Raw genomic sequence first — 23917 nt, forward strand, 5'->3', positions numbered from 1 at the left:
AATATATTGACTATTCATTTTTAATATATTCAGTTTTTCGGTTTTTTTTCTCAGAATTGCTCCTCTTTCTATCCGGTTTTTTTTCTGTTTCACAAAGTAAATCAGATAGGTTTTTTGCCGTATGAGCGACGTATTCTGTTAGCAATTCAAAATGACTCCCCGGCGTAATGATGCTTTTCACTAGGTTTGGCCATTCATTCGCCCAGCGTTCCGGCTGTGCGGATGCGGGGTAATCTCTGGCCTGAAGCATCACTGTTGGCGTTTTCAAGTGAGAGGGTGTCCAGTGTTGGCCGAATAATTCGAGATACCAGGCCATCGCCATGATTGATGTATCCTCATCCGACCAGAATTCGCCTTTGGCCGCAAACCATGTGCGCAGTACATCGCTCATTGCGGCTTCATGCATGGCTGACGGTGGAAAGCTGTCGATTAATACCACAGCTTTGGGCTGTCTGCCGCGGGCCTCCAACTGGTGAGCGGCGGCATGGGCGACGAGTCCCCCGGTTGAGAAACCGACCAGCGTAAAATCGCGCCCCGACACGTCTCTCTCTATTGCCGTTGCCAGTGCCGCTGCTGCGGCGTAGTCGGTGGCGGGCAAGGGCTCGCCATGATATCCGGGCAATGGCACGGTCAGCATACTGTACCGATCGCTCAAGGCTGAGCTTAAGCGCTGATAGGTTAAATTGGCAGTGGCGGGAATGAATGAGTTAAGGCAAACCAGCAGTGGTTTTTCCCGATCGTGACGCAGCCATACTGTCTCCGGCGCATGCTGCTCGTGCTGTTTGTGCGAGAAATGCTCGCGTAGGCGCCCCGCCCCGGCCAGCACGCTAAGTCCTTCCTGCGTCATGTTTTGTTGCACGGCTTGCCGTAGCAGGTGGTAAAACCTGTCGATGTTTTTCTTTGTACCGCTGTGCGCGTCTGCTGAGGTAGCGTGCTTTTCCCCGGCCAGAATATTCAGTAAGAATTGCGCCAGCGCTTGTGGCGTCGAATGGTCAAAAATTGCAGTGGCGGGAATGCGGACACCAAACGTCTGTGATAATCGGCTGCCCATTTCCACCGAGGTAAGAGAGTCGAATCCCAGCGTGATGAATTCCACGTCGCTTCTTATGGATTTCGGATCGGAATGGCTCAGTACCTCACCCGCGTATTGAATGATCACGTTAAGTAGATAAGGCAGTCGCTCTTTTTCCGGCATGTCTGCGATCTGTCGCGATGAACTGAGGCTGCCCCTGGATGCGGCGCGACGAGGGCGTACCTCCGCCAATAGCGGGATGTCGCCTTGCTCGCGCAGCGCTTCCAGATTTAAACGCGCAGGTATCAGCAGCGGCGGATGATTCACCATGTTTGTGCCGACAACGGCATCAAGGAAGGCAAGACCTTGCGGGCGAGAAAGCGGGATTTGGCCCGTTGCGATAATATTTTTTATCTCGCCGTCACCAAGCTGTTCCCCCATTTCCGAACGTTCGGCCCACATTCCCCAGGCCATAGCGGTAGCAGGGAGGCCCTGATGTCGCCGATGGTGCGCCAGCGCATTCAAAAAGGCGTTGGCGGCGGCATAGTTTCCCTGTCCTTTTTGCGGAAGAATGCTGACCGCGGAAGAATAGAGAACGAATGCCGCAAGATCGTGATGCTGAGTGATCTGATGCAGATGCCATGCGGAAATGGCTTTAGATTGTAAAACGTTATCTATCTGCTCTGCGCTCATTGTCTTCAGCGTCGCAGTATCCACGTTTCCTGCTGTGTGAATGACGGCGGTGAGCGGATGTGCTGTCGGTATGGCGTCAAGCAGCGACGCCACAGCCGACATATCGGCGATATCGCAGGCGACGATAGCCGCCTGCGCGCCAAGCTTGGCGATGTCCTTTAGTAACGCATTGGCGCCCGGCGCGTTTTTACCTCGTCGGCTGGCAAGAAGCAGGTGGCGAATGCCGTGATGCTCCGCCAGATGTTTCGCGATGACTTTGCCCAGAGCACCCGTACCGCCGGTAATCAGCACGGTGCCGTCAGGGTTAAGGTTACGGCACGGGTTTTCCGGCTGGTCGGTGTGACCGTAGGCGGTAAGGTCGCCATCGCCAGCGGCTTTCAGCAGCCGCGGGGCGAGTATTTTCCCCTCGCGCAGCGCCAGTTGAGGCTCATGGGACAGCGCGTTAATCGCCGTGTTTATCAAGGACAATGAGGTATTTTCTACCTCATTGATATCAAGCAGGAAGAATCGTCCTGGATGTTCAAGCTGCGCGGAGCGCACTAATCCCCACAATGGGGACTGGGCGAGATTCGGGACATTCTCTCCATCGTTTGTCGCTATCGCGCCTTGCGTCACCACAAGAAGAGGGACGGCGGCGGTACGGGGCTCGTTGAGCCACGCTTGCAGCGCATTGAGTACGCTGTTTGTCGGGCTATGATCGATAAACTCAGGGGTATTGTCGCCATCTGGTGCAATGAATACTGCGATCTCATCCGGTCGCGGTGAGAAAGTCGCCAACGTTTGATGAATATCGTCATACGCGCTGGCAGCGTCGTACTCCTTTATGACGCCAGAGAAGCGCTCCCGTAACCTGTTTTGCGGAACAATCCAGCGAACTTTCGGTTTCTTGGAGGACGAATCCGGCGCAATCTCACGCCATGCCAGATGGTAAAACGGAGGACGGGACGGAGAAAGGCGCGGCGAGTTTGACGATTTCAACACAATGGCGTCGATGATCGCGACTGCCCGACCTGTATCATCCGCGAGTCGTAACGCATATTCGCTGTAGCCTGATGTGGATGGATCGTCGGTTTTGCGCACCAGATGGCCTCGCAGACGCTGTGCGCCCCTGATGTATTGCCGTATCCCGCTAAGGGAGAAAAGTAAACGGGGCTGACGGTTTTCCTTGCCTGGAGTCAGTTGTTCCAGCAATGCTGCTTGCATCCCCGCGTCTAGCAGGGTCGGGTGCAGGGTGAAATTCTCTCCCGGTTCAGCATGACTCTCTGGCGATGCGGCTTCGATATACAGTCCGTCTGCGTGTTCCCAGACGTTGACCAGCCTTTGAAAAGCGTTGCCCAGGATCACACCCTGCGCGGCGAGGTGTTCATAAATCGGGGTAAAATCAACCGGCCTGGCGTTGGCGGGCGGCCAGTTATCATTATGTAAATCCGGCCACTCTGGTAATGAAGTCTCGCCTGGCACAAGACGGCAAGTTGCGTAGCGTTTCCAGGCGGCCATCTGATACTCGTGCGGTTCTGGAGCGTTAGGCTGATGGAAATAGGCTTCCACTGTTCTCCCTCCATCCGCCTCAGCCGGGCCGATATGCAGTTGGATAGCCGTGGGAATCGACTCGTCCAGAGGCAAAATCGTGTGCAGGAACAGATCGTCAATACGCTGGCAGCCAATCCGCTCTCCGATAGACAGCATCATCTCTGCGGTCATCGCTCCCGCTCCCGCGGCGACGTCGGCGACCCGGTGTTCCAGTATCCATGGTTGCCTGGCTGCGTCTAATCGTCCGGTAAAAATCCAGCTTTGTTGAGCGGCGCTGTCAATGCCCGCGTGTAAAAAAGGATGCTTAACCGCAAAAAATCCACTGTTTAAGGTTGGTTGCGCTGGTGGCGCTTGCAACCAATAGCGACGGTGCTGGAATGGATAGGTAGGTAACGGTACGGTCGGTGTCTGGACGAGCAATTTCCTCCAGTCCAGCGGCTGTCCTTGTGCGTACAGTCTGGCCAGCGCGGTGAAGAAGGGACGCCACTCATCCCGTCCTTTACGCAAGCAGGCAATCCACGCCGCGCCAGGAACGCCGCTGGTTTCGCTGACGGTACTGGCTCGCCCCAACGCCGTCAGCACGCCGTCAGGACCGACTTCCAGCGCGGCGACGACATGGTGTGCCTCAAGCCATTGGACGGCGGCGTCGAATCGCACCGCACAGCGTGCCTGATTTGCCCAATACTCAACGGAACAGGCCTGTTCGTTGGTCAGCCGCTGACCGGTCACCGTTGAAACAATGGGAATGGCGGGGGCCTGAAGCGACAACGTTGACAGGGTGCGGCGTAAGGTATCAACGATGCCATCAATGTGGGGAGAGTGAAAGGCGTGGCTGGTTCTTAAACGATGCGTGCGGTAGCCGCGCGACTGCCACTGTTCAGCAAGACTCAGCACCTTGTCGGTGTCGCCGGATATCACCACAGAAGACGACGCATTGATCGCGGCGATCGCGACGCATTCTTCATATTCTTGCAACGACGGCAAAATCTCCGTCTCACTGATTTCAATGGCAACCATCGCGCCATCGGCGGTGATGGACTCCATCAGCCGTCCACGCGTTGCAACGAATGTTGCGGCATCGGACAGACTGAATACGCCGGCGATATAGGCGGCGGCGATCTCGCCGATGGAGTGGCCGATCAGTACATCGGGCGACACGCCGAGATGCATGACTGTCCGGCATAGGGCGACTTCGAACGCGAACAGCGCGGCCTGGGTAAAATCAGTGCGATCCAGCAGCACGGCGTCGGCGCTGCCCTGTTCGGCGAACATTACGGTTTTGAGTGGTTGCGACAGCAAAGGGTCAAGATGCTGGCAGACGTCGTCGAACGTTTGAGCGAATACCGGAGACAGGCGGTATAGCCCTTGCCCCATCGTCGGCCACTGTGCGCCTTGCCCGGTAAAAAGAAACGCGACGTTACCTGACGGAGAACGGGCGCCTTGAATAATGCCGGGCGCATAGCGATTGGCGGCCAGTGCCGCCAACGCGTTGAGCATGCCATCGCGGTCTTCTGTGTTCACCACGGCGCGATAGTCAAAGTGGGTGCGGGTGGTGGCGAGCGAATAGGCGATGGCGGCGAGATCGGGCGTCGTGTCCGCGTTCTGGGTCATCCATGTGTGCAACTGTTTGGCTTGGGCGCACAGCCCGGCAGGTGAAGCCGCGGATAACGGCAGCACGATGCCGGGCACAGGGAACGTTATTGTCGGCGCGGCTTCTTCCGCCGGAGACGCAGGCGCCGGGGGTTCTTCAAGAATAAGGTGGGCGTTGGTGCCGGAAAAGCCAAATGATGACACCGCTGCGCGTTTGGGACGCATGGTATCGGGCCAGTCGCATGCTGTATTAAGTAATTTAATGTTGCCGCGCGACCAGTCTATTTTGCTGGACGGCGTCTCAGCATGCAGCGTTTTGGGTAAGCGCCCCTGCCGGAGAGCCATCACCATCTTAATGACGCTGGCGACGCCGGCGGCAAGCTGGACATGACCGATGTTGGATTTCAGCGAACCAAGCCACAGCGGTTGATCGTCAGGCCGATGTTTACCATAAGTGTTGAGCAACGCGTGCGCCTCAATGGGATCGCCAAGCGTGGTCCCGGTGCCGTGCGCTTCTACAACATCAATATCGGAAAAGGTCAGTTCCGCATTGTTCAGCGCCTGACGAATGACTTGTTCCTGCGCTGGGCCGCTTGGCGCGGTTAGCCCGTTGCTGGCGCCATCCTGGTTAAGCGCGCTCCCTCGGATCACGGCCAGTACGGTATGGCCGGCCCGTAACGCGTCGGAGAGTTTTTCCAGCAAAATAAGCCCGACGCCTTCAGAAAATCCCGTTCCGTCAGCATGGTCAGAAAAGGCTTTACATCTTCCGTCTGCGGCAAGACCGCCCTGGCGGGTGAACTCGGCAAAGACCTCTGGAGAGGCCATAATCGTCGCACCGCCTGCTATGGCAAGCGAACACTCGCCGCTCTTCAGTGAGCGAATGGCTTGATGGATCGCCGTGAGAGAGGCGGAGCAGGCGGTGTCTACCGTGATGGCCGGACCGCTAAGTCCCAATGCGTAAGCGATGCGCCCGGAACTGATGCTGCTCAGGCTGCCTTGTAAGCGATAACCGTCGGCGGCGGGGTTGCGCCGCTCGATATCGCCGAGATAGCCGTTGTGCGTGGCGCCGATAAAGACGCCGGTCTGACTGTTTTTTAGCGTGGCGGGAACGATACCGGCACGCTCCAGAACTTCCCAACTCACCTCAAGCAGTAAGCGTTGCTGAGGATCCATCGCTAATGCTTCACGATCGGATATCTTAAAGAATCCGGCGTCGAAGCCTGCGGCATCCTCCAGAAACCCGCCTTTCCAGGCGTTAGCGATGGCGTTGAGTTCCGGGTTTTGTTCAAAGAGCGTCCTCACGTTCCATCCCCGATCGGCGGGGAAGGGGCCGATGGCTTCCTCGCCATCGGACAACCGCTGCCAAAGCTGTTCGGGAGAGTGAATGCCGCCGGGTAAGCGACAGCCCATAGCAATAATGGCGATAGGTTCATGCGCCGCCTGAGCCAAATCATGATTACGCTGTTTCAACTGTTCGTTCAGCAACAGGCTATGGCGTAACGCTTCGACCAGCCGAGGATCGGCGGTTCCTTCGCCAGCGGTGGTGTTTTTCGCGGCGTGACTATCTTTTTTGTGCGTCATAGTATTTTCTCCTTGTCAGACAGAGCCATAGACACCAGCTCATCCAGACTTGCGGACGCGATATCGGTTACCTGAGGGTTTTTCGGCGCTTTCTCCACGGGGTTGATGCCGTTTGCTATCTGAAGTAATTTGTCCAGCAAGCCGGCATCGCGCAGACTGGCAAGCGGAATGCCGGCAATACGCTCGCGCAAGTGCGACTCATTCTCTTCCGTTATCGCTCCGTTCGTCGCCGTATCCTGCCCGGAGAACAATTCCGCATCGAGATATTCGGCTAACGCGACAGGGGTCGGGTAGTCATACGTCAGCGTAGCCGGTAGCCGCAGGCCGGAAACCGTCGCCAGACGGTTGCGTAACTCCAGCGCCATGAGCGAGTCGATGCCGCTCTCTTTAAATGACTGTTCGGGCGCGAGAAGTGAACCGTTATCCAGGCCAAGTATGCTCGCGATGTTATCGGCAATGGCGGCCTGTAGCTGTTTTAGCCGGGAACTGGGTTCCAGCGTGGACAGCGATTGGCGCAGATCGGGCATTTTTGCTCCGCCCGATGACGTCCGACGCGCACTGGCTGAGCCCAGCAACCGCGCAAATAACGGATGCAGACGTCCTGACTGTGCATTTTTACGCAACATCTGCGGATTCAACGGCGCGGCGGTATAAACCGCGTAAGGTAATGCCAGCGATGCATCGACCATCGCATTCCCATGTTCCGCTGTGATAGGCGCCAGACCGGTGCGAGCGATACGTGCATTGTCGGTATCGCTGAGCCGGCTCGACAGCCCGGTGACTGGCTGCCACCAGCCCCAGGCAAGGGAGGTGGCGCGCAAACCTTGCCGACGGCGATTATGCGCCAGCGCGTCCAGCGCTTTGTTTGCGGCAGCGTAGTTACCTTGCCCTGGGCTGCCCAGCGTTCCCGCGCTGGATGAGTAGAGCACGAAAGCCGCGAGGTCGTGAGTGCGGGTTTTGTTGTGTAAGTGCCAGACCGCGTCGATTTTGGGTGAAAATACCGTATCAAGACTTTCCGCCGTCAGGTTGGCGATGGTGGCGTCAGCCAATACGCCAGCGGTATGGAACAGGCCGGTTAACGGATGTGTGGCTGGAATTGCCGCGAGCAGCTTGTCCAGCGCCTGAGGGTCGGTGGTATCGCAGGCGACGATCTCGACCGTCGCCCCCGCGCGCGCTAGCTCCGCTCGCAATTGCGCCGCGCCATCGGCACGAGAACCGCGACGGCTGGCCAGTATCAGGTTTTTGATCTGATGCGACGCCACCAGATGGTGTGCGAGCAGCCCGGCCAGCGTCCCCGTTCCCCCGGTAATCAAAACTGTACCGTCGGGATTGAGTTCCTGGGGGAACGTCAAGACCACTTTGCCGGTATGTCGGCCTTGTTGCATCAGCCGGAAGGCGGATATCGCTTCTCTGATATCAAAGGCGGTGATCGGCAATGGCGCCAGTGATCCCGAACGCATCAACGATAACAGCGTGGTAAGCATTTCCGTCGTCAGTTCAGGATCGTTGTCTGGTCGGTCAAGATAGTGATAAATCAGGTCAGTAGGAAAATTCTCGCGAATATCGGTTTTACCCAGTTCAATAAAGCGACCGCCAGATGCCATTAACGACATAGACGCGTCGATAAATTCGCCAGTAAGGGAGTTGAGCACCACATCAATCCCTTTATCGTTAAGTAACGGACGGAATTGCCTGGTGAACTCAAAGCTGCGTGAACTGGCGATATGATCGTCGGCGATACCGAGCTGGCGCAAAACCGGCCATTTGTCAGGATGCGCGGTGGCAAACACTTCCGCTCCCAGATGGTGCGCCAATTGAATGGCGGCCTGGCCGACGCCGCCCGCCGCCGCGTGAATCAACACACGTTCGCCCTGGCGCAGCGAGGCGAGTTGCGTCAGGGCGTAGTAGGCGGTAAGAAAGACGATGGGGACGCCAGCAGCTTGCGCGAAAGTCCAGTCGTCAGGGAGGTGGAACGTTGACGTCTGATCGGCGATTACTGTTGGCCCGAAAGCGCCTTCGGTCAGCACCATCACCCGATCGCCAATGTTGAAGTCTTGAACGTCCGGCCCGATTTCCGTGATGACGCCAGCGGCTTCCGTGCCGAATTCATGCTGCGGCGCGATTAACCCCAGTGCGCACACGACATCATAGAAATTAACGCCGGCCGCACGCACGCTAAGCCGAATCTGTCCCTTGCCCAGCGGCGCGCCGGCTTCAGGGGCAGGTTTCAGCATCAGGTTGTCGAGATCCCCGGTATCTGCAATGTCCAGGCGCCACAGCGCGTTGTCGGAGGGCGGAGTCAGCAGCCCGGTCTTCACCGTTCTGGTCAGATGTGGAATGAGCAGTTGTCCCTGACGCAGCGCCAACTGCGAATAACCGCTGGCTAGCGTTGCGCTGAGTAGCGCAGTATCGGTGAGAGGATGATCGGTATCAAGTAGCACGATGCGGCCGGGGTTCTCGTTCTGTGCTGAGTGAAGTAACGCCCATGCGGCGCTCTGGGCGACATCCAGTCGTTCATGGGAACCGTGTTCCGTCGCATGGCGTGAGATCGCCAGCAGCGTTGTGTTGGCCATGTTTTCATCGGCCAGCCAGGGTTGAAGTTGGTTGATAACCTGTTCACATAGTGTGCGAGTCGCGAGCGGTACATCGTGCGTCTGCGCCGAATTGGTGCTTGGCAACGGCCAAACGAGTACCGTCGGCGGAGTGGAAGACGCCAGCGCCGCGCTTAATGTTGGCAGCGAGTCATAGCGGGCGGCGATGTCCAGCGGACTGATGTCGGTGGGATCGCTGTCCAGCAACGCCCAACTGACGGTAGAAGGAACGTCTTTCACCTTAGACGCGCTGGGCAACTGGCTCCACGTGGTGCGCAGCAGGTCATATTCCGGTTGGATGCGTAACTGATGGCGCAGCTTATCCCGCGTGGTTTCTCGTAAGTTGAGCGTCTCAATGGAAATCACGGTTTCGCCCGTCTCATCAGTGGCAACCAGGCTGATGTTATCGTTCGTTTTCAAATGCAAGCGCGCGCGTAACTGGCGAGGTTGCTTGTCGGTCATCGTCACACCGCTCAGCGCGAACGGTAGCCGCAGCGTTGTCGCATCGTCGTCTTCGCTATCGGGCAGCGCGATGGTGTGCAGTACGGTATCAAGTAGCGCAGGATGCAGAAGATGTCCGTTCGTCGACAGTTCTTCAGGCAAACTGGCTTCGGCATACAGGCTATCGCCATTGCGCCAGGCCGCGCTAAGCCCGTTGAAGGCTGAACCATATTCATACCCGGCGGCGGAGAGCCGTTGATGCAGGCGGACGAGATCCAGCGGTTCGCTGCCGCTGGGCGGCCAGTCCGCGTTGTCGAACGGGCGGTCCTGTTTTGAGGCGTCGCGCTGTAATAACGCGTTGGCGTACAGTGTCCACTCGGAGGCGTCGATCTCCTCGTCGCTATGGCGCCGGGCGTGGATCGTGACGGCGCGTTGCCCTCGATCGTCAGGCCGTCCGACTCTGAGTTGCAGATCCAGTTCCCCTTGTTCAAGCAGCACCAGCGGCGTTTGTATAACCAATTCCTCGATTTTGTGGTAGTCCGTCAGTAAAGCGGCATAGCGCACCATATCCAGATAAGCGGTTCCGGGAACCAGAGCAACGCCGGTCGCGGCGTGGTCGGCGAGCCAGGGCTGGCTGGCGAGCCCGATACGTCCTGTCAGCAGCACACCTTCATCGTCAGGAAGGTCGATGATCGCGCTGAGCAACGCATGTTCCGACGGGCGTTGTCCAACGGTGGCGACATTGCCGGCGGCGGGGGGCGTCAGCCAGTAATGACGATGTTCGAAAGGATAGGTGGGGATGTCCACGAGGCTGGCGGTAGGGTGAAGCGCACGCCAGTTGAGGTTATGCCCGTTGACGTACAAATGCGCCATTGCCTGCGTCAGGCACGCAACGGCGGGTTTGTTGCGTTGTATCGAACCGACGATCGTTGCCGCGCTGTCTGTCGTTTCTTCGAGCGCGGGCAGCAACACCGCGTGCGGGCTGCACTCCAGAAAGGCTGCTTTACCGCTTTTGCTCAATGCCGATATCGTGTCGAAAAAACGTACCGGGCAGCATAGGTTGTCGCACCAGTATTTGGCGTCGAGCGTTGTGCCATTGAGGGGAGTGTCGGGCGCATGGCCGTCCACGGTGCTGTAAAAAGGAATGCGCGTGGCGTTAGGTTTCAGACCAGAAAATAGCTCCATCAGAATAGGGCGCAACGTGTCGAGCTGCGGCGAGTGGCCTGCGACATCAACCGCAATCCGTTTGGCGCGGATTCGCTCTTTTTTGCAGCGACGGAGCAGTGTCTCGATTGATTTGGCATTACCTGAAACCACGGTTGATGACGGGCTGTTGAAGACAGCAAGGGTAATCTCCCCATCATCTGGAGCGAGGAAGGCGCGAGTCTGCTCTTCGGAAAGACCGAGCGTGGCCATGGCGCCGTGTCCTGACTGGCTGAGCATAAGCGTTGAGCGTAACGCCACGATCCTGATCGCATCTTGCAGCGACAGGGCGCCCGCGATATAGGCGGCGGCGATTTCGCCCTGAGAGTGCCCCACGACGGCGTGCGGCGTAAATCCGAAAGATTGCCAGAGGCGAGCCAGTGCGGTCATCACCGCGAAAAGCGCCGGCTGCACGACGTCAACGCGGTCTAAGGGCGGGGTATCGGGGCTGCCACGCAGAACGTCAATCAGCGACCAGTCGACATACGCGCGCAGCGCGTTATCAACCTCGTCGATAGCCTGTCGATAAACGGCAAAGGCGTTATACAGATCCATCCCCATTTCAAGCCACTGCGATCCCTGTCCGGGGAAGACAAAGAACAGTTTGCCTGATTCGCCGACCGGTGAGGCGCCGACGGTTAGCGTCGGGTGAGCCTGCCCATTTTCAAGCGCTTGCAGCCCTTTTAACAGGGCTTCTTGTGATTGACCCCTGACGGCGGCGCGGTAGGGGAATTGACTACGTGAGACGCCGAGCGAGTAACCCACGTTGATGGGATCAAGCGCTGGTTGGTTAGCCAGATACGCCCTTAGTTGCGCTGCTTTTTTGCGCAGCGCGGTATCGGTTTTTGCGGCAATCGGCCAGAGCATTTCCTGTGGCGCGGCGGCAGCCTCGGTATGCGTGCGACCATCCGGCGTCGATACTGGAGGTTGTTCCACGATAAGGTGACTATTGGTGCCAGAGACGCCGAATGACGAGATTGCCGCGCGATAGGGCCGATCGCCGACCTGCGGCCAAGGACGCGAAGCCGAGAGTAGCTGTATCGCGCCGCTTGACCAGTCGACTTCGTGAGAGGGTTCGGTGATGTGCAGACTGCGCGGCAATATATTGTGGCGGAAAGCCATCAGCATTTTGATCAACCCGGCAACCCCGGCGGCGGCTTGCGTATGTCCGATGTTGGATTTGATTGACCCCAGGAGCAATGGCTGTTCGGCCGAGCGATGACGGCCATAGGTCGCCATCAGCGCATTCGCTTCGATAGGATCGCCAAGACGGGTGCCCGTGCCGTGCGCTTCGACCACATCGACATCCTGAGGCGTCAGGCCTGCGTTGGCCAGCGCGTGGCGAATCACCTGTTGTTGCGCGGAACCATTGGGCGCGGTCAGTCCGTTAGAGGCGCCATCTTGATTGACTGCGCTGCCGCGGATGACGCCCAGTACCGTATGTCCGTTCGCCTGCGCCTGAGAAAGCGGCTCCAGCAGTAGCATGCCAATGCCTTCCGAGAGTCCCACGCCATCCGCTGACGCGGAGAAGGCTTTGCATCGTCCATCCGGCGCGAGCACGCGTTGTTGAGAGAAATCTATGAGTACGCCGGGCGTCGGCATAATCGTGATGCCGCCCGCTAACGCGAGTTTACAGTCATTGTTGCGAAGCGCTTCACAGGCGGTATGAATAGCAACTAACGAGGAGGAGCACGCCGTGTCAATAGTGACCGCCGGTCCATGCAGACCAAGGCTATAGGCTACCCTGCCGGACGCGACGCAGGTGGCGGTTCCCATATAGCCGTAGCCTGAAACGTCCTCCGAGGCATGCTGAATCTGGGATCCATACTCTGTCGCCATGATGCCCGCGTATATCCCGGTATTGGAACCATATAAGCTCGACGGCTCTATACCAGCCCGCTCAATGGCTTCCCACGAGACTTCAAGCAGAAGCCGTTGTTGGGGCTCCAGCGTCAGGGCTTCACGTGGCGAGATGCCGAAGAACCCGGCGTCAAACAGCGGCGCGTCATACAAAAAACCGCTGGCGCGGGTGGATATTTTACCCAGTCGGCCTGGCTCCGGGTCATACAGTTTATTGACATCCCATCCGCGATCCGACGGGTAATCACCGATTGCGTCGCGCTCATTAACGAGTAGATCCCACAGTGCTTCAGGGCTGTTCACGCTGCCGGGATAGCGGCACGCCATCCCGATGATCGCGATAGGTTCATCGTGGTGGCGCGTTTCCTGCTTCTCCTGTCCGCCATCGGGTAACGATAGTCCAAGCGCTTGTCTCAGGTATTCGCTTAATGCGCGCGGTGTCGGGTGGTCATAAACCAGCGTGGAAGGGAGTTCTATCCCCGTGGCGACGGAGAGCCCGCGTGAGAACTCGACAACGGTCAATGAGGTAAATCCAATATCACGAAACGCCTGCATATCCGAGGAAAAGGTTTCGCCCAGCAGCGCTTCGATTTCGCGTGATACCAGTCCCAGTAGAATGTCGTATTGTTCCGATGGGCTACGATTGTGCAGCGCTAACCGATCGATATCGTCGTTTAGCGCAGTATCAACTGAACTAGCGGAAAGCGAAGAGGGCTCGCCAGCGGTGGGCGCGGCTTTCGTCGCGCAGGACAGCGCTGCGCGATAGCGCTCCGCTTGCTGGGGAAGTAGCTGATTGAATACGCTTGTCCAATCAACCGATGCGCCGTTGATAAACGCGTGAGTCAGGGAATAAAGAAAACTTTCCCGATCGCTTTTCCGGCGATCGAGCGTGGAAATGGCCGCGCCCTTCACGCCGGCGGCGCGTAGATGTTCTTCAATGATGGAAGTCAGAACGGGGTGTGGGCTGACTTCAATAAAAAGACGATGCCCGTCATTGATCAAGGCGCGGATGCTGTTTTCGAACAAAACAGGTTCCCGCAGGATGCGATACCAGTAGTCCGGCTGAAAATCTTCGGCGCTGTAGCGTGCGCCGACGACGGAAGAATAGTAGGCAGCATGCGCCGAAGAGAGAATATTGCGCGGCGCGTGCGCGATGACCGTGGTTTTCAGGACGTCCACCTGAGGGGAATGCCCTGCAACCTCGCCTCCGGGGACTTTCCAGGCCCAAAACCCCGCTTTGGTTAATTTATCGAGCAGGGCGGTGGTGTCCGCTGTGCCGCCGCTTAATGTAACGCTTTTGTTGCTGTTGATAGCGGCAACGGCCAGCCGGTCATCCCACTCTTTGAGCAACGGCGCAATATCATCAACGGAAGCCGCTACCGATATCATCGCGCCTTGTCCTTCAATGTTTGATAGCTCTTTTCCCCATAATGTCACCAGTTTGGCGGCGTCCTCCCGGCTTAAATAACCAGCGGAATAGGCGGCCGACGCTTCGCCGACGGAATGTCCGACCACGGCGGCTTCATGGATGCCAAAAGCTCTCCATGCATCCGCGAGCGCGGAGGATATCGTGAACTGTATTGGTTGGATTTGTTTCAGGCGTGAGAAAGGCTCGCCCGCAGCCAGCGCATCTGCTGGATTCCAGTCCAGGTTGGCCTGAAATATCGCGCCGTTTTTATCCGCGCTTTGACGATAAGCGGGCAGTATGTTGAGTAATTCGGCGGTCATTCCTGGCCACAGCGGTCCCTGCCCGGAGAAAACCAGCACCGGATTTGCTCCCGCAGCGGCATTCCCTGTTAAAACGTTGCGCGCTGCTCGGCCCTGCGCGAGTGACGTCAGCCCTTTGAGCAACCCGGCTTTATCCGTCGCGAAGACGGCGCTACGAATTTGCGCATGCGGAACGGCGAATTGATGCAGACAAAACGTCGCTAATTCAGCGTCTGATAGGGGTTCGATCTTGGTTCGCCAATGCTCGGCTACGCTGGCGAGCGCCGATTCTGATTCGCCAGAGAGTACAAGTGGCAGGTTTAAGGCATCCATACGTAAACTCCTTTTATTGGGTGGCGACGTTTTGACGAGTGGTTTTTCTCCACCCCATGTCTGAAGAGGAATACAGCGTGATGATTTTCGGCTGCTCACTGCGAAGCAGAATTTTTCCGAGTTGGCGTCGAATTTCGCCTTCGCTCAATGAGCCGTCTTGACAATAGACATCCAGCGTGAATTCCACGCCGCCGGTCTCGGCGGCGTCGTTATGTACCCAGGCTTCCGCACGAGAAACTCCCGCAATGGTTTCGGCTATTTCACTGACCGATTTCAAACACACCTTTTCGCCGCGGCTCATGACATAGGTTGGGTTGCGCTGTTTAAAGAAAAGATAGCCGTCCTCATCAATGGTGAAACGATCGCCGGTATGGATGATGCGACGCTCTCCATTGCGTGGCGTATCATCACCTTCATCCAGACCTCGGATTCGTCGAATCATGCCGGTATAGGTTTCGACGATGAGTTCGCCATCCTTGTCGTCAGGGTTATCTTTGCGCAGATAAACGTTAACTTCAGGGAAAGGTTTGCCGACGGACGCATATTTATCGGGCGACGCGCGATGCGCTGCCAGGGTTGCAACACGCGGTCCCGCCTGAGTCAAACCATAGGTGAGATACAGTTCAATGCCGGGATTACGGGCTAGTACCGCTTCAACTGAACTGGCGGAGATTGCGTCTCCGCCGATAGTCAGACGGCGTAACGGAGCAGGAAGCTGTCTGGAGCCGGATTGCAGCCAGGCATTCACCATTGTCGGCGTAATGGATGACTGGGTGATTTGATAAGTTTCAATCGTTCGCTCGTAGTTGCCTGGCGTAAAGGGCGGGCCGGCAATAATAGCCGTATTCCCTAGCGCAAAAGAGGAGAGTAGTTGCGCGACGAAAGCATAGGAGTAGTACATCGGTAGATTGATCAATATCCGATCTTTCGCACATTGTTCAACGGCTTGCGCATGATTGCGTGCATTACGAAATAAATCGTCGATACGAAATAAGCAGCCGCTGAAGATACCGGACGTTCCGGATGTGAGAAGAATGATCTCGCCTGGCTGATAGCGGCGCTCTCTGGCTATCTCGACTCTAATCAACTGACCTGATTGTGGTAGAGTCTGCGCGGGTTGCGTTTGCGCTAATCCTGGAGGAAGGTGTAATGCGATCAGATTTCTGGCGCCAATTACCTGCGCAATACGATAAATACGAGCCGCTGGCGCTGAGGACGGTAATAGTACGGGAACTGCGCCAATTTCCAGCAGGGCAAAAATAATTACCGCAAATTGCACGCTATTTGGGATTGCCACCATTACAGGATTGCCGCGTTCAATCCCATTTGCCTGAAGACTTTCTACCAGATCGCTGAAAATCAGCGATGGCGCATCATGTGTATTGACATCGACCTGAATCAGGCTATCCAGAAAGCGCTGAGCGGAATTGGGCGTTACGGTGGGTTGGGGCATCATGTATGCTCCCCTGAACACTGAGTGACAACAACACTGTGAATGTGATGACCTAATGCGTCGACACGATGTTCGGTAATAATGACGTGAGTGGCTGAACCTTCATCCAGCCAGATCCGCGCTAATGCCGTCGTATAGGTTTGCATATTGTCTGATGGCATGCTCCAGACGATACTTGGACCGCTAAATCGTAGAAATTGCGATGGAAGTCCGATGACCATCCCAGGACAGGCGCCGGAGAAACGTAGTGGCGAAAGGTGTCCTGAAGAGAGTGTTGCTGAAATATCGTGTATGGTCTTGAGTGTACAATGGTCGCTAATAGCGATATGTCCTACAGACGAACAGGCCGATGTGATGACATCGCGGTGCTTGGCGATGGCTTGCTCAACCGCTTCAAGAACAAGCCATGATAAAGGGTCTGCGTAAAGCGAGACTTTTTGTGCGGGTTTATACGTGGATAAATCAGCCGCACTTGCCATCCCCTGACCCACTATATTGAGTGGTTGGTCGGTTAGTGTTTCAGCATTTTTCATCGTGCTGCGCTCCCTGCACTTTGCAAAACCAGACAAGTGTTAAATCCGCCGAAGCCAAGCGTTATGCTCAGCCCGGCTGTTGCAGAACAAGGCATGTTTTTCTCAATAGCGATAGGTAAATTGAGATCGCTAATGGGCTCGTGCAATCCATGAATCGGGGGAAGCCGCTGTGTTTTTAATGCCTGTAGCACGGCGATAGCTTCAATGGCTCCCGTCGCGCCAAGCGTGTGTCCAAATGCTCCTTTTGTCGCGAATAGCGTCGGAGGGTGTGGTAAGGATGAAAAAAACGCAGAGTAAGCTTTTGCCTCTACGCTGTCGTTAATCTGTGTTCCTGTACCATGAGCGTTAACAATGGAAATATCTTCCGGTTTTAAGCCCGCGCTATTGAGCGCTCTCTCCACGGTAAGCATCACATTTTGCCCTGATAAATCGGGCGAGACTGCGCTGGCAGCGTCGTTTGCGGAGCCGGCGCCAGCGAGGATGCCATAAGGTTTGGCGCCGCGACGCCTGGCGTGCGCTTCGGATTCCAGTACCAAAAATGCGGCGCCTTCACCAAGGACCGTGCCGTTATGGTTGATATCGAACGCATGTAAGCCATCGGTAGACATTGTGCCTAGACGTGAATGGCTAAGTCGTTTCCCCAGAGTCAGAATATCTGCCCCTCCGCATACGCATATTTCGGTAAGGCCGGCTTTAATAAAGTTCAGCCCTGTCAAAATGGCATCAGACCCGGCTGAACAGGCCGTACTTACTGTCAGCGGGGACTTAATACAGCCGACGGCTTTAATGGCTTGTGTTGACCATTCTGATAACGAAAGTGTGTCGGGGGAGTCTAAATGATGACCGTAGCTGGTCCCTAAGATGGGGAGAATCTCTGGGTCATCCGCAGGAATAGAAGCATCCTCAAGCACTTTGCGTAAGGTTTTTACCGTTAACACGTGTTGACGTCTTGCTCCGTCCCATTCCAAAGGGATATTTGGTATGGGGGCGGCAAGATTACTGCGTAGCGATAGCGTGGAATCCAGGTCGGTTATACCGGAGTGACCCTCTAGCAGATGTTGCCAGACCGTAGGTATTTCATCCCCTAATGCTGTAGACCAGGCCATACCGGTAACCCAAACAGGAGAGTCGTTATTTACCATAACTGTTCCCCTAACGTGGATATATTCTCGCGTACAAGTGAGCCTTTTAGCATTCCGACTATTTGTCCCGTGACTTCTGCTTTGCAGGAAAATGTTAAGAATTTATCGCGCAAACTTTCGCAATTGAGATGGAAAACGATTTGGTCGCCGGGCACAACTATTCGCGTAAACCGAGATTTAATTGAGCCGACTAACGTTATTTCGTCATCAGCCAGCGGTGATGTTGAAAGCTGAAATAAAATAATTGCTGATTGTGATATGGCCTGAACCATATGGCTTGCCGGAAAAATAGCGCGTTCGGGAAAATGGCCAGCGATGGCCTCTGTCTGACCCGAAACAGCCATCAGTGTTTTAATATAATTCCCTGGATCGTAATCAAGAACACGATCAAGGTATACCATAGGATGTCGGTGTCTTAGCCACCCTTTAAGCTCCGTGAATCCCATCATCTTTGGTTGACGTTTATCTTCGTCTTGGGATTGAATGCTCATTGGTTTTTTCCCTGGTTATTGGCGCTTTTGATTAAATCTGAAATCAAATTCGTCAGTGTTTGAATTGAATCGAAATATTGAGGAGTAAAATATTCATCTTCTATTTTTATGTTGAAAGCATACTCACATTGGGCGCGTAGCTCACTGAAACCTAGTGAGTCTAAGCCCAAACCATCACGCATATTAATATCTGTTTTAATTTCTGAACGAGGAATGCTAATAAAGAGATCATCGATTAGAATTCCGATAATAGTGCTTTCTATATTTTTCAAGGTGACATCCCATTTTGCTTGATGTGTGTTTTAATAAATAATCTGCCATTTGTATTGTTTATGATCTTTGATAAGGTGTCGTTTAACGAACTTATTAGTTATCGTTAACGTCAATACTTATTCCCTCCTGGTTCTTAATTGATTGATATTCATCTGATATTTTCCTTCGGCTGATTTTTCCTGTGGCAGCTGTAGGTATTTTTTTTATAAAAATATACTCCGATGGATGTTTGTAATGGGAAAGGTTATCGGATAAGTAGGATTTTATATTCTCTATGTTAGGTGAACAATTTTTTTTCAGTTTAATTAATGCAATAATACGTTCACCAGCAAAGGCATCAGGGATGCTAAAGACGACTGAGTCGGCGATATCGTCGTGTTGAATGAGTACATGTTCAATTTCTAGTGGATATACCGGGTAGCCTTCTATTTTTATTTGATCTTTTTCTCTCCCGAGAAAAAATAAACTTCCATCATTACCTTGTCGAACAATATCTCCGGTGGCGAGCCATCGATCAGTGGGAAACCGGTCAATATCATTTCCATTCCAAATCCCTATAGTTTTTGCTGGCGAGCGAATAAAAAGTTCCCCGTTATCTGATTGAATATTATTAATTTCAACTTCTACGCCAGGGAGGGGCCAACCGATAGAGGGTTCGTCGATAGCGCAAAGATCGTGATGGTATACGACAGGACCGCCTAATTCTGTCTGTCCGTAAGAGCTTTGGAGACGAGAACCAAAACGTTCAAAGAATTTATGGCTTAATTCTGTTGCGCAAGAATCTCCGCCCGCAACACAAATCGTTTCGCTAAGATCAAGTGAGATGTTTTTTTTCTCTACACTATTAATAATAGCCTGGAAATTTGACGGTGTTCCTGCAATCCATGCCGGTTTAGTTTCTTTTAATGTTTCTGTAATGTTATCTATGTCGGATTCGGAGAGTAATAATACTGAATAGCCTTTATGAAAAGCAGCCAAAGTAATAAGTATACTCCATGGACTGATAAGATCGACTAAACTAAGAATTACGGGGGACTTTCCACCTGATTTGGATGGTATGGGGTTTATTGTTGCTATAGTTAAATTGATAGCATCAATGAGTGTTTTTTGCGAATAGACAATTCCTTTAGGATGCCCTGTCGTTCCTGATGTGTAAAATATAGAAGCGAGTGCATCCGTAGAGATATTTTCTGTCGAATCTTTATAAGGTTGTAAAACCATTGCTTCCCAGGCGTGAGTAAGATTTGTTTCGTCTTCCTTCTTAAGATCAATAAGCCACTTTTTTTCAAGCGTTTTGCATGATTCAATCTCTTGTTGTGCCTTATGAAATCTGGTTATGTCACCAATATATGCACGGGATGCGCTATCTTGAATTAAATATTTCACCTCTTTAGCTGACAGTTTTATATTGAGAGGGACAAAGATGGCTCCAATTTTTAGGCAAGCATAATAGGTAGCTATAAGCTCAACACTGTTACCCATATGGATAGAAATTCGGTCTCCCTTTTTTATGTTTGCATTCTGCAATCCTGCCGCTATCCGCTGGATTAAGATAAGTAAGTCACCAAAGGATATATCGCAGTTCTTTGACTTTACTGCGATCTTCTTGGAATTTAAAAGTGCATGTTTTCTGAAAAGTGAAAAAGTATCCATAATAGCTCCATTGTTCCTTCAAAAACTTATATGAACGAATGATAAGTTAATTAACGGGGTTTAGAGGTTTGCAATTTAATAGTTGCTCTTGGTTATAGATGAAGTTTAATGGTTTAAAAATGGGAAAATAGTTATTATTACTATTACTTTTTTTCATGGTATCTGGGGTTATACCTATGGTTTTTGGGATTATTCTTATAGTTATTGTGTTTTGATTAAGAGAAAGGTAGTGTGCATTAATTGGATTGTTTTAATATGGAGATGGATAAATGGATTGGGCTAATATTCCCCCCCTTTACGCATTAAAGGCTTTTGAATCAGCAGCCAGGCATCAATCTTTCACTTTAGCTGCTAGTGAGTTGTTTATATCTCAGAGTGCAATTAGCAAGCATATTAATACCATGGAAACTTTTTTTGGGAGGAAGTTTTTCTATCGTAAAGGGCCAAAGGTTTTTTTAACTAAAGAAGGGGAGTCTTTTGCTAGTGATCTTGGTCATGTATTTGAAATCCTTAGGAAAGCATGCGAAAATGTTCATCGCGATGGAATCGTATTAAATATAAACAGTCCATACACTTTTTCTATACGTCAACTTATTCCGATTTTGAAAAAGTATAAAAATCAGGCTGGTTTCCCAATAGTCACTGTCGAAACTGTAAATGATGACTATTCTCATTCCCTTGCCAATTTAAACGCTTATGACGCAACAGTAAAATATGGAGATGGTAAGTTTTCTAATGAATGGAACTATACTTTGCTTTCACCCGAGTGTTTAATTGCAGTGGTGTCTCCAAAGTTGTTACATCTCTTTGAAAATGACAATAAAATTGTAATTGATCTTGTCTATGTAAAATCAAGGGAATTCGATTGGTTTTTTTGGTGTGAAGAGGCCCGCTTGAAAGGGCGGTTTCAAGTTCTCAATAAGTATGAGTTTGAATCAATAGATTCAGCCATTAATGCTGTGATCAAAGGATTAGGAATAGCGGTTGTTGATATTGGTATGGTTTTTAGTGAGTTAATGGAAGGCGTTTTGTTAACTCCATTTAAATCTTCTTTTTATTCGGGTAAAGGATATTACTTTTTGAAGGGGAATAATCATGCTCATGATAATTTGTCTTTTTTGCTAGAGTGCGTGAAGCTCGATCTGTCGGGTAGGGGGTTAGCAGAGTTGCGTTTTAATGATGATGTGAGCTAAATAATTCTAATTTTAGGCTGATAACAAAAAACACTGATAATTTAATGAAGTTATCAAAGTAATCTCCTCTCAATATTTTTGCCAGGATAAATCAGAGATCCGCGCCTTTTTTCAGACTTAGAGAAAATTCCACCGTAGCCTGGTTATTTAATGAGGAATTCGGTCTTTGCTGGTTATATTCCTGTCGCCAGTGTTCGACCTTTTCCTGCGCATCTTCCAGTGGCGGGAACCAGTGAATATTCAGACACCTGTCCTGAAAACTGCCGTTAAACGACTCTATCAGCGCATTATCTGCCGGTTTACCTGTCCGGGAGAAGTCCATCGTACTCCCGTTTTCGAATGTTCACTGATCCAGCGTTTTGGATAATATGAATACGCTGAACATCACAGCGAATGCGGGTTTCGGTAATTTGCAGAGATGCGGTGCGCAGATAAGGCTAAATATGCCCGTCGAGGTTCGTATCAAGGTAATCCGCCCAACACCGCATTATTTTGATCCGCTCTTCCAGATATGCAGCCTTGTTAATATAGGCTGTGCGGATGCTATTTCTCTCCTGATGGCTCATTTATTTTTCAATGGCTTCTTTCGTCACAAACCACATTCACTAAGCGCACTGCACGCCATCGCCCAGAAACCATGGCCGCAGACGTCTTTACTGGTGGTCTATCACGCGCAACGCCTTGTTAACGGTATTATCGCTCATGTAATTATCCTGACTGTATGCGCCGGGGAAAATAAACGCCAGATGACCGAAGAGCACTTAGATCGCGATGGCCTGTTTGGATAAAGGAACGATGTGCTGCGTTTTCATTTTTGTGCCACGATGAGAAAAACGCACGTTTTCGATCGGTTCCCGCGTTTCCGGGATTATCCATAATTTCTGCTGCGTGATCTTCTTATCAGCTTCAGGATTGGCCCCTTCACGCACTTTAGTGCGTGCGGCATCGCGTAGCTGACGCGTTTTAAACAGGGAAATATCCGGGCAGGGACTAAAGGCCAGCTTTTTCTCTTTGCCATGGGTACGGTACTTCATAGACCAGAGCTTTGAGCCGATGGGTTTGATCTTGCGGATAGCGGTATCGGTTAATGCGGTAGCGGGGGCTCCATTTTCTCAACGAACCGTGAGGCCCCCGATTAAGCCCCCAAAAACTACGAACATAAAAAACCGGCAATCCCTCGCAGGACAACCGGATAAGCATAACTTCTTGTTTTTTAAATGCTTCAGGACTCATAGGGAAGTCATGAAACTAAAATCTGGCTCCTCTGACTGGACTCGAACTTCATCTGCAACTCCTGTTATTAATGGGATTGTAAAAACAAGTTGATTATTTACCAACATATTTACCATCATTATTATTTTCTTATCGATAAAATGTCAATTAAAAACAATTGGTTGTTGTCATAATCATCTAAATAAACGAATCTAAATTTACTTTCATTATCAACATGGTGTTGTCGTTATTTTAATTAAAGTAATTGATATAAAACAATTATTTATTTTTTAGTAAAGAAAGAATGATTAGTCAAGATGAAAACTCTTACATCCAAGATTACTTATCTGCTCTCACACCATTCTGAAAAACCGCACCTCTTTTCCACTTTCTCTATCATGTTGAATGGGTTAACTTTTATGAAACACAAAAACAATCGGTAGAACAATGACTACACAAAAAGAAATAGAAGAAATCAGGACTGCGTTATCTTGGTTTGATGTACGCCGATATGATGGCCTGAAAGACCTCACCCTAGAACAGATCTATGCAGAGCTTGAAAGACGGATGTTGGCTTACAAAACAAGACAACAATGGGAAACAGCAGGCAAAGATAATCAAATGCAAGCTATATACCATGATGCCAAAATCCGATGTGGTGATGTGATACTTCAATCGGACTGGATTTCAGACAATCACAGACTGTCACATAGCTATGCTGTAAAACCAATGACCAGAGTTCAATTGTTCAACTATGGGCGGGCTATGTATCGGCTGGAGACTTCAGAGCAAACAGACCCTGTTGCAGTGAGTTCGGACTACATCTCTGAGTATCTCAAACAAGGAGGCATGAACCCTGCTAACAAGATGCTGATTGAAATTGACTTGGAAGAAGCCAGCAGTGACGATCTCGCAGAACACCTGAAAGTACTGATTGCTTTATGGCAAAAGCAACTAAAAACGGCTAAACCCCCGAAGCGAAAGTTTAGGTTTGGTCATAAGACCTTTGAAAGAATACTTGATTACAAAGTTATCCCTTTGATGGATTTGATCTCATGGGAACAGCTCTATAACGAAGGTAAGAATATACCTTTCACAATTTTAGCTGACATCCTGCATGGTAATAATGGGATCAGAAGTAGTGAGAACATCAAAGATACTGATTATCATTACGCAAAAAGTTATCTTGATAACGATGAGTACTTCAAAGTTTTAAATGATTTTTATATTAAAAACAATGTATTAAAGGATTGGGGTATCGTTGACGTGATAACACTTAACGATAAATCCTCGGATAAAAACAAAAAGTAAACACAAGGGATGTTCACAACCTGCGAACGTCCCTATAAAGGAGCCTGTCCGTAATTCTGTGTAACTGCCATCGTATTAAAGGTGAGCGCTCAGGCGGTCACCGAACTCAATAATA

12 protein-coding genes and 1 pseudogene are annotated in these 23917 nt (G+C 52.0%); 3 read left to right on the plus strand and 10 right to left on the minus strand.

The features are described 5' to 3' along the window. Nucleotides 1–10: 10 nt before the first annotated feature. The 8 genes from NC856_RS12130 to NC856_RS12165 all read right to left on the minus strand — a co-directional run bounded on the left by NC856_RS12130 (nt 11) and on the right by NC856_RS12165 (nt 20086). A complete protein-coding gene (locus NC856_RS12130; protein ID WP_264090687.1) occupies nt 11–6406 on the minus strand; it encodes a type I polyketide synthase in 6396 nt (2131 codons plus the stop codon). Continuing rightward, nucleotides 6403–14541, minus strand: coding sequence for a type I polyketide synthase (locus NC856_RS12135; protein WP_264090688.1), 8139 nt, complete (start codon nt 14539–14541; stop codon nt 6403–6405). The genes NC856_RS12130 and NC856_RS12135 overlap by 4 nt, the downstream gene beginning before the upstream one ends. 13 nt (nt 14542–14554) lie before the next feature. After that, complete coding sequence (locus NC856_RS12140; protein ID WP_264090689.1) at nt 14555–15997, minus strand: class I adenylate-forming enzyme family protein; 1443 nt, start codon at nt 15995–15997, stop codon at nt 14555–14557. Next, entirely contained in the window at nt 15994–16527 is a 534-nt protein-coding gene (locus tag NC856_RS12145; protein ID WP_264090690.1) for a coronafacic acid synthetase, read from the minus strand. The genes NC856_RS12140 and NC856_RS12145 overlap by 4 nt, the downstream gene beginning before the upstream one ends. Further along, a complete protein-coding gene (locus NC856_RS12150) occupies nt 16524–17669 on the minus strand; it encodes a beta-ketoacyl-[acyl-carrier-protein] synthase family protein (protein WP_264090691.1) in 1146 nt (381 codons plus the stop codon). Before NC856_RS12150 ends, NC856_RS12145 begins: the two co-directional genes overlap by 4 nt. Continuing rightward, nucleotides 17663–18160: a 3-hydroxyacyl-ACP dehydratase FabZ family protein gene (locus NC856_RS12155; protein WP_264090692.1), complete on the minus strand. Its 498-nt coding sequence runs from the start codon at nt 18158–18160 to the stop codon at nt 17663–17665. Before NC856_RS12155 ends, NC856_RS12150 begins: the two co-directional genes overlap by 7 nt. After that, nucleotides 18157–18432 (minus strand): acyl carrier protein, encoded by a 276-nt coding sequence (locus NC856_RS12160; protein ID WP_264090693.1) that lies wholly within the window; start codon nt 18430–18432, stop codon nt 18157–18159. Before NC856_RS12160 ends, NC856_RS12155 begins: the two co-directional genes overlap by 4 nt. Before the next feature lie 94 nt (nt 18433–18526). After that, the gene (locus NC856_RS12165) at nt 18527–20086 is read right to left on the minus strand and encodes a class I adenylate-forming enzyme family protein (RefSeq protein ID WP_264090694.1); all 1560 of its coding nucleotides are present in this window, start codon (nt 20084–20086) and stop codon (nt 18527–18529) included. Nucleotides 20087–20355: 269 nt separating this feature from the next. On the opposite strand from NC856_RS12165, the gene NC856_RS12170 reads away from it, so the two are divergent. Then, on the plus strand, nt 20356–21279 hold the full coding sequence (locus NC856_RS12170) for a LysR family transcriptional regulator (RefSeq protein WP_264090695.1): 924 nt from the start codon (nt 20356–20358) through the stop codon (nt 21277–21279). 91 nt (nt 21280–21370) lie between these two features. Here NC856_RS12170 and NC856_RS12175 read toward each other — a convergent pair. After that, nucleotides 21371–21619: pseudogene (locus NC856_RS12175) on the minus strand (integrase core domain-containing protein); the annotation flags it as partial. Between the two features lie 28 nt (nt 21620–21647). Between NC856_RS12175 and NC856_RS17875 the strand changes: the two are divergent. Further along, nucleotides 21648–22067 (plus strand): hypothetical protein, encoded by a 420-nt coding sequence (locus tag NC856_RS17875; RefSeq protein ID WP_264090696.1) that lies wholly within the window; start codon nt 21648–21650, stop codon nt 22065–22067. Here the strand turns inward: NC856_RS17875 and NC856_RS17880 are convergent. Continuing rightward, nucleotides 22041–22352, minus strand: coding sequence for an integrase arm-type DNA-binding domain-containing protein (locus NC856_RS17880; protein ID WP_449727713.1), 312 nt, complete (start codon nt 22350–22352; stop codon nt 22041–22043). The genes NC856_RS17875 and NC856_RS17880 overlap by 27 nt on opposite strands. Before the next feature lie 586 nt (nt 22353–22938). On the opposite strand from NC856_RS17880, the gene NC856_RS12190 reads away from it, so the two are divergent. Further along, nucleotides 22939–23802, plus strand: coding sequence for a DUF6387 family protein (locus tag NC856_RS12190; protein WP_264090698.1), 864 nt, complete (start codon nt 22939–22941; stop codon nt 23800–23802). The last annotated feature ends 115 nt before the right edge of the window (nt 23803–23917 follow it).

Origin of the sequence: Brenneria izbisi, assembly GCF_025840185.1 — a bacterium.
Classification (GTDB): domain Bacteria; phylum Pseudomonadota; class Gammaproteobacteria; order Enterobacterales; family Enterobacteriaceae; genus Brenneria; species Brenneria izbisi.

Bases quoted from the DNA above. Each gene is read 5' to 3' on its own strand.
- NC856_RS12130 (WP_264090687.1), bottom strand. From the start codon at position 6,406: ATGACGCACAAAAAAGATAGTCACGCCGCGAAAAACACCACCGCTGGC.
- NC856_RS12135 (WP_264090688.1), bottom strand. From the start codon at position 14,541: ATGGATGCCTTAAACCTGCCACTTGTACTCTCTGGCGAATCAGAATCG.
- NC856_RS12140 (WP_264090689.1), bottom strand. From the start codon at position 15,997: ATGATGCCCCAACCCACCGTAACGCCCAATTCCGCTCAGCGCTTTCTG.
- NC856_RS12145 (WP_264090690.1), bottom strand. From the start codon at position 16,527: ATGAAAAATGCTGAAACACTAACCGACCAACCACTCAATATAGTGGGT.
- NC856_RS12150 (WP_264090691.1), bottom strand. From the start codon at position 17,669: ATGGTAAATAACGACTCTCCTGTTTGGGTTACCGGTATGGCCTGGTCT.
- NC856_RS12155 (WP_264090692.1), bottom strand. From the start codon at position 18,160: ATGAGCATTCAATCCCAAGACGAAGATAAACGTCAACCAAAGATGATG.
- NC856_RS12165 (WP_264090694.1), bottom strand. From the start codon at position 20,086: ATGGATACTTTTTCACTTTTCAGAAAACATGCACTTTTAAATTCCAAG.
- NC856_RS12170 (WP_264090695.1), top strand. From the start codon at position 20,356: ATGGATTGGGCTAATATTCCCCCCCTTTACGCATTAAAGGCTTTTGAA.
- NC856_RS17875 (WP_264090696.1), top strand. From the start codon at position 21,648: ATGAATACGCTGAACATCACAGCGAATGCGGGTTTCGGTAATTTGCAG.
- NC856_RS12190 (WP_264090698.1), top strand. From the start codon at position 22,939: ATGACTACACAAAAAGAAATAGAAGAAATCAGGACTGCGTTATCTTGG.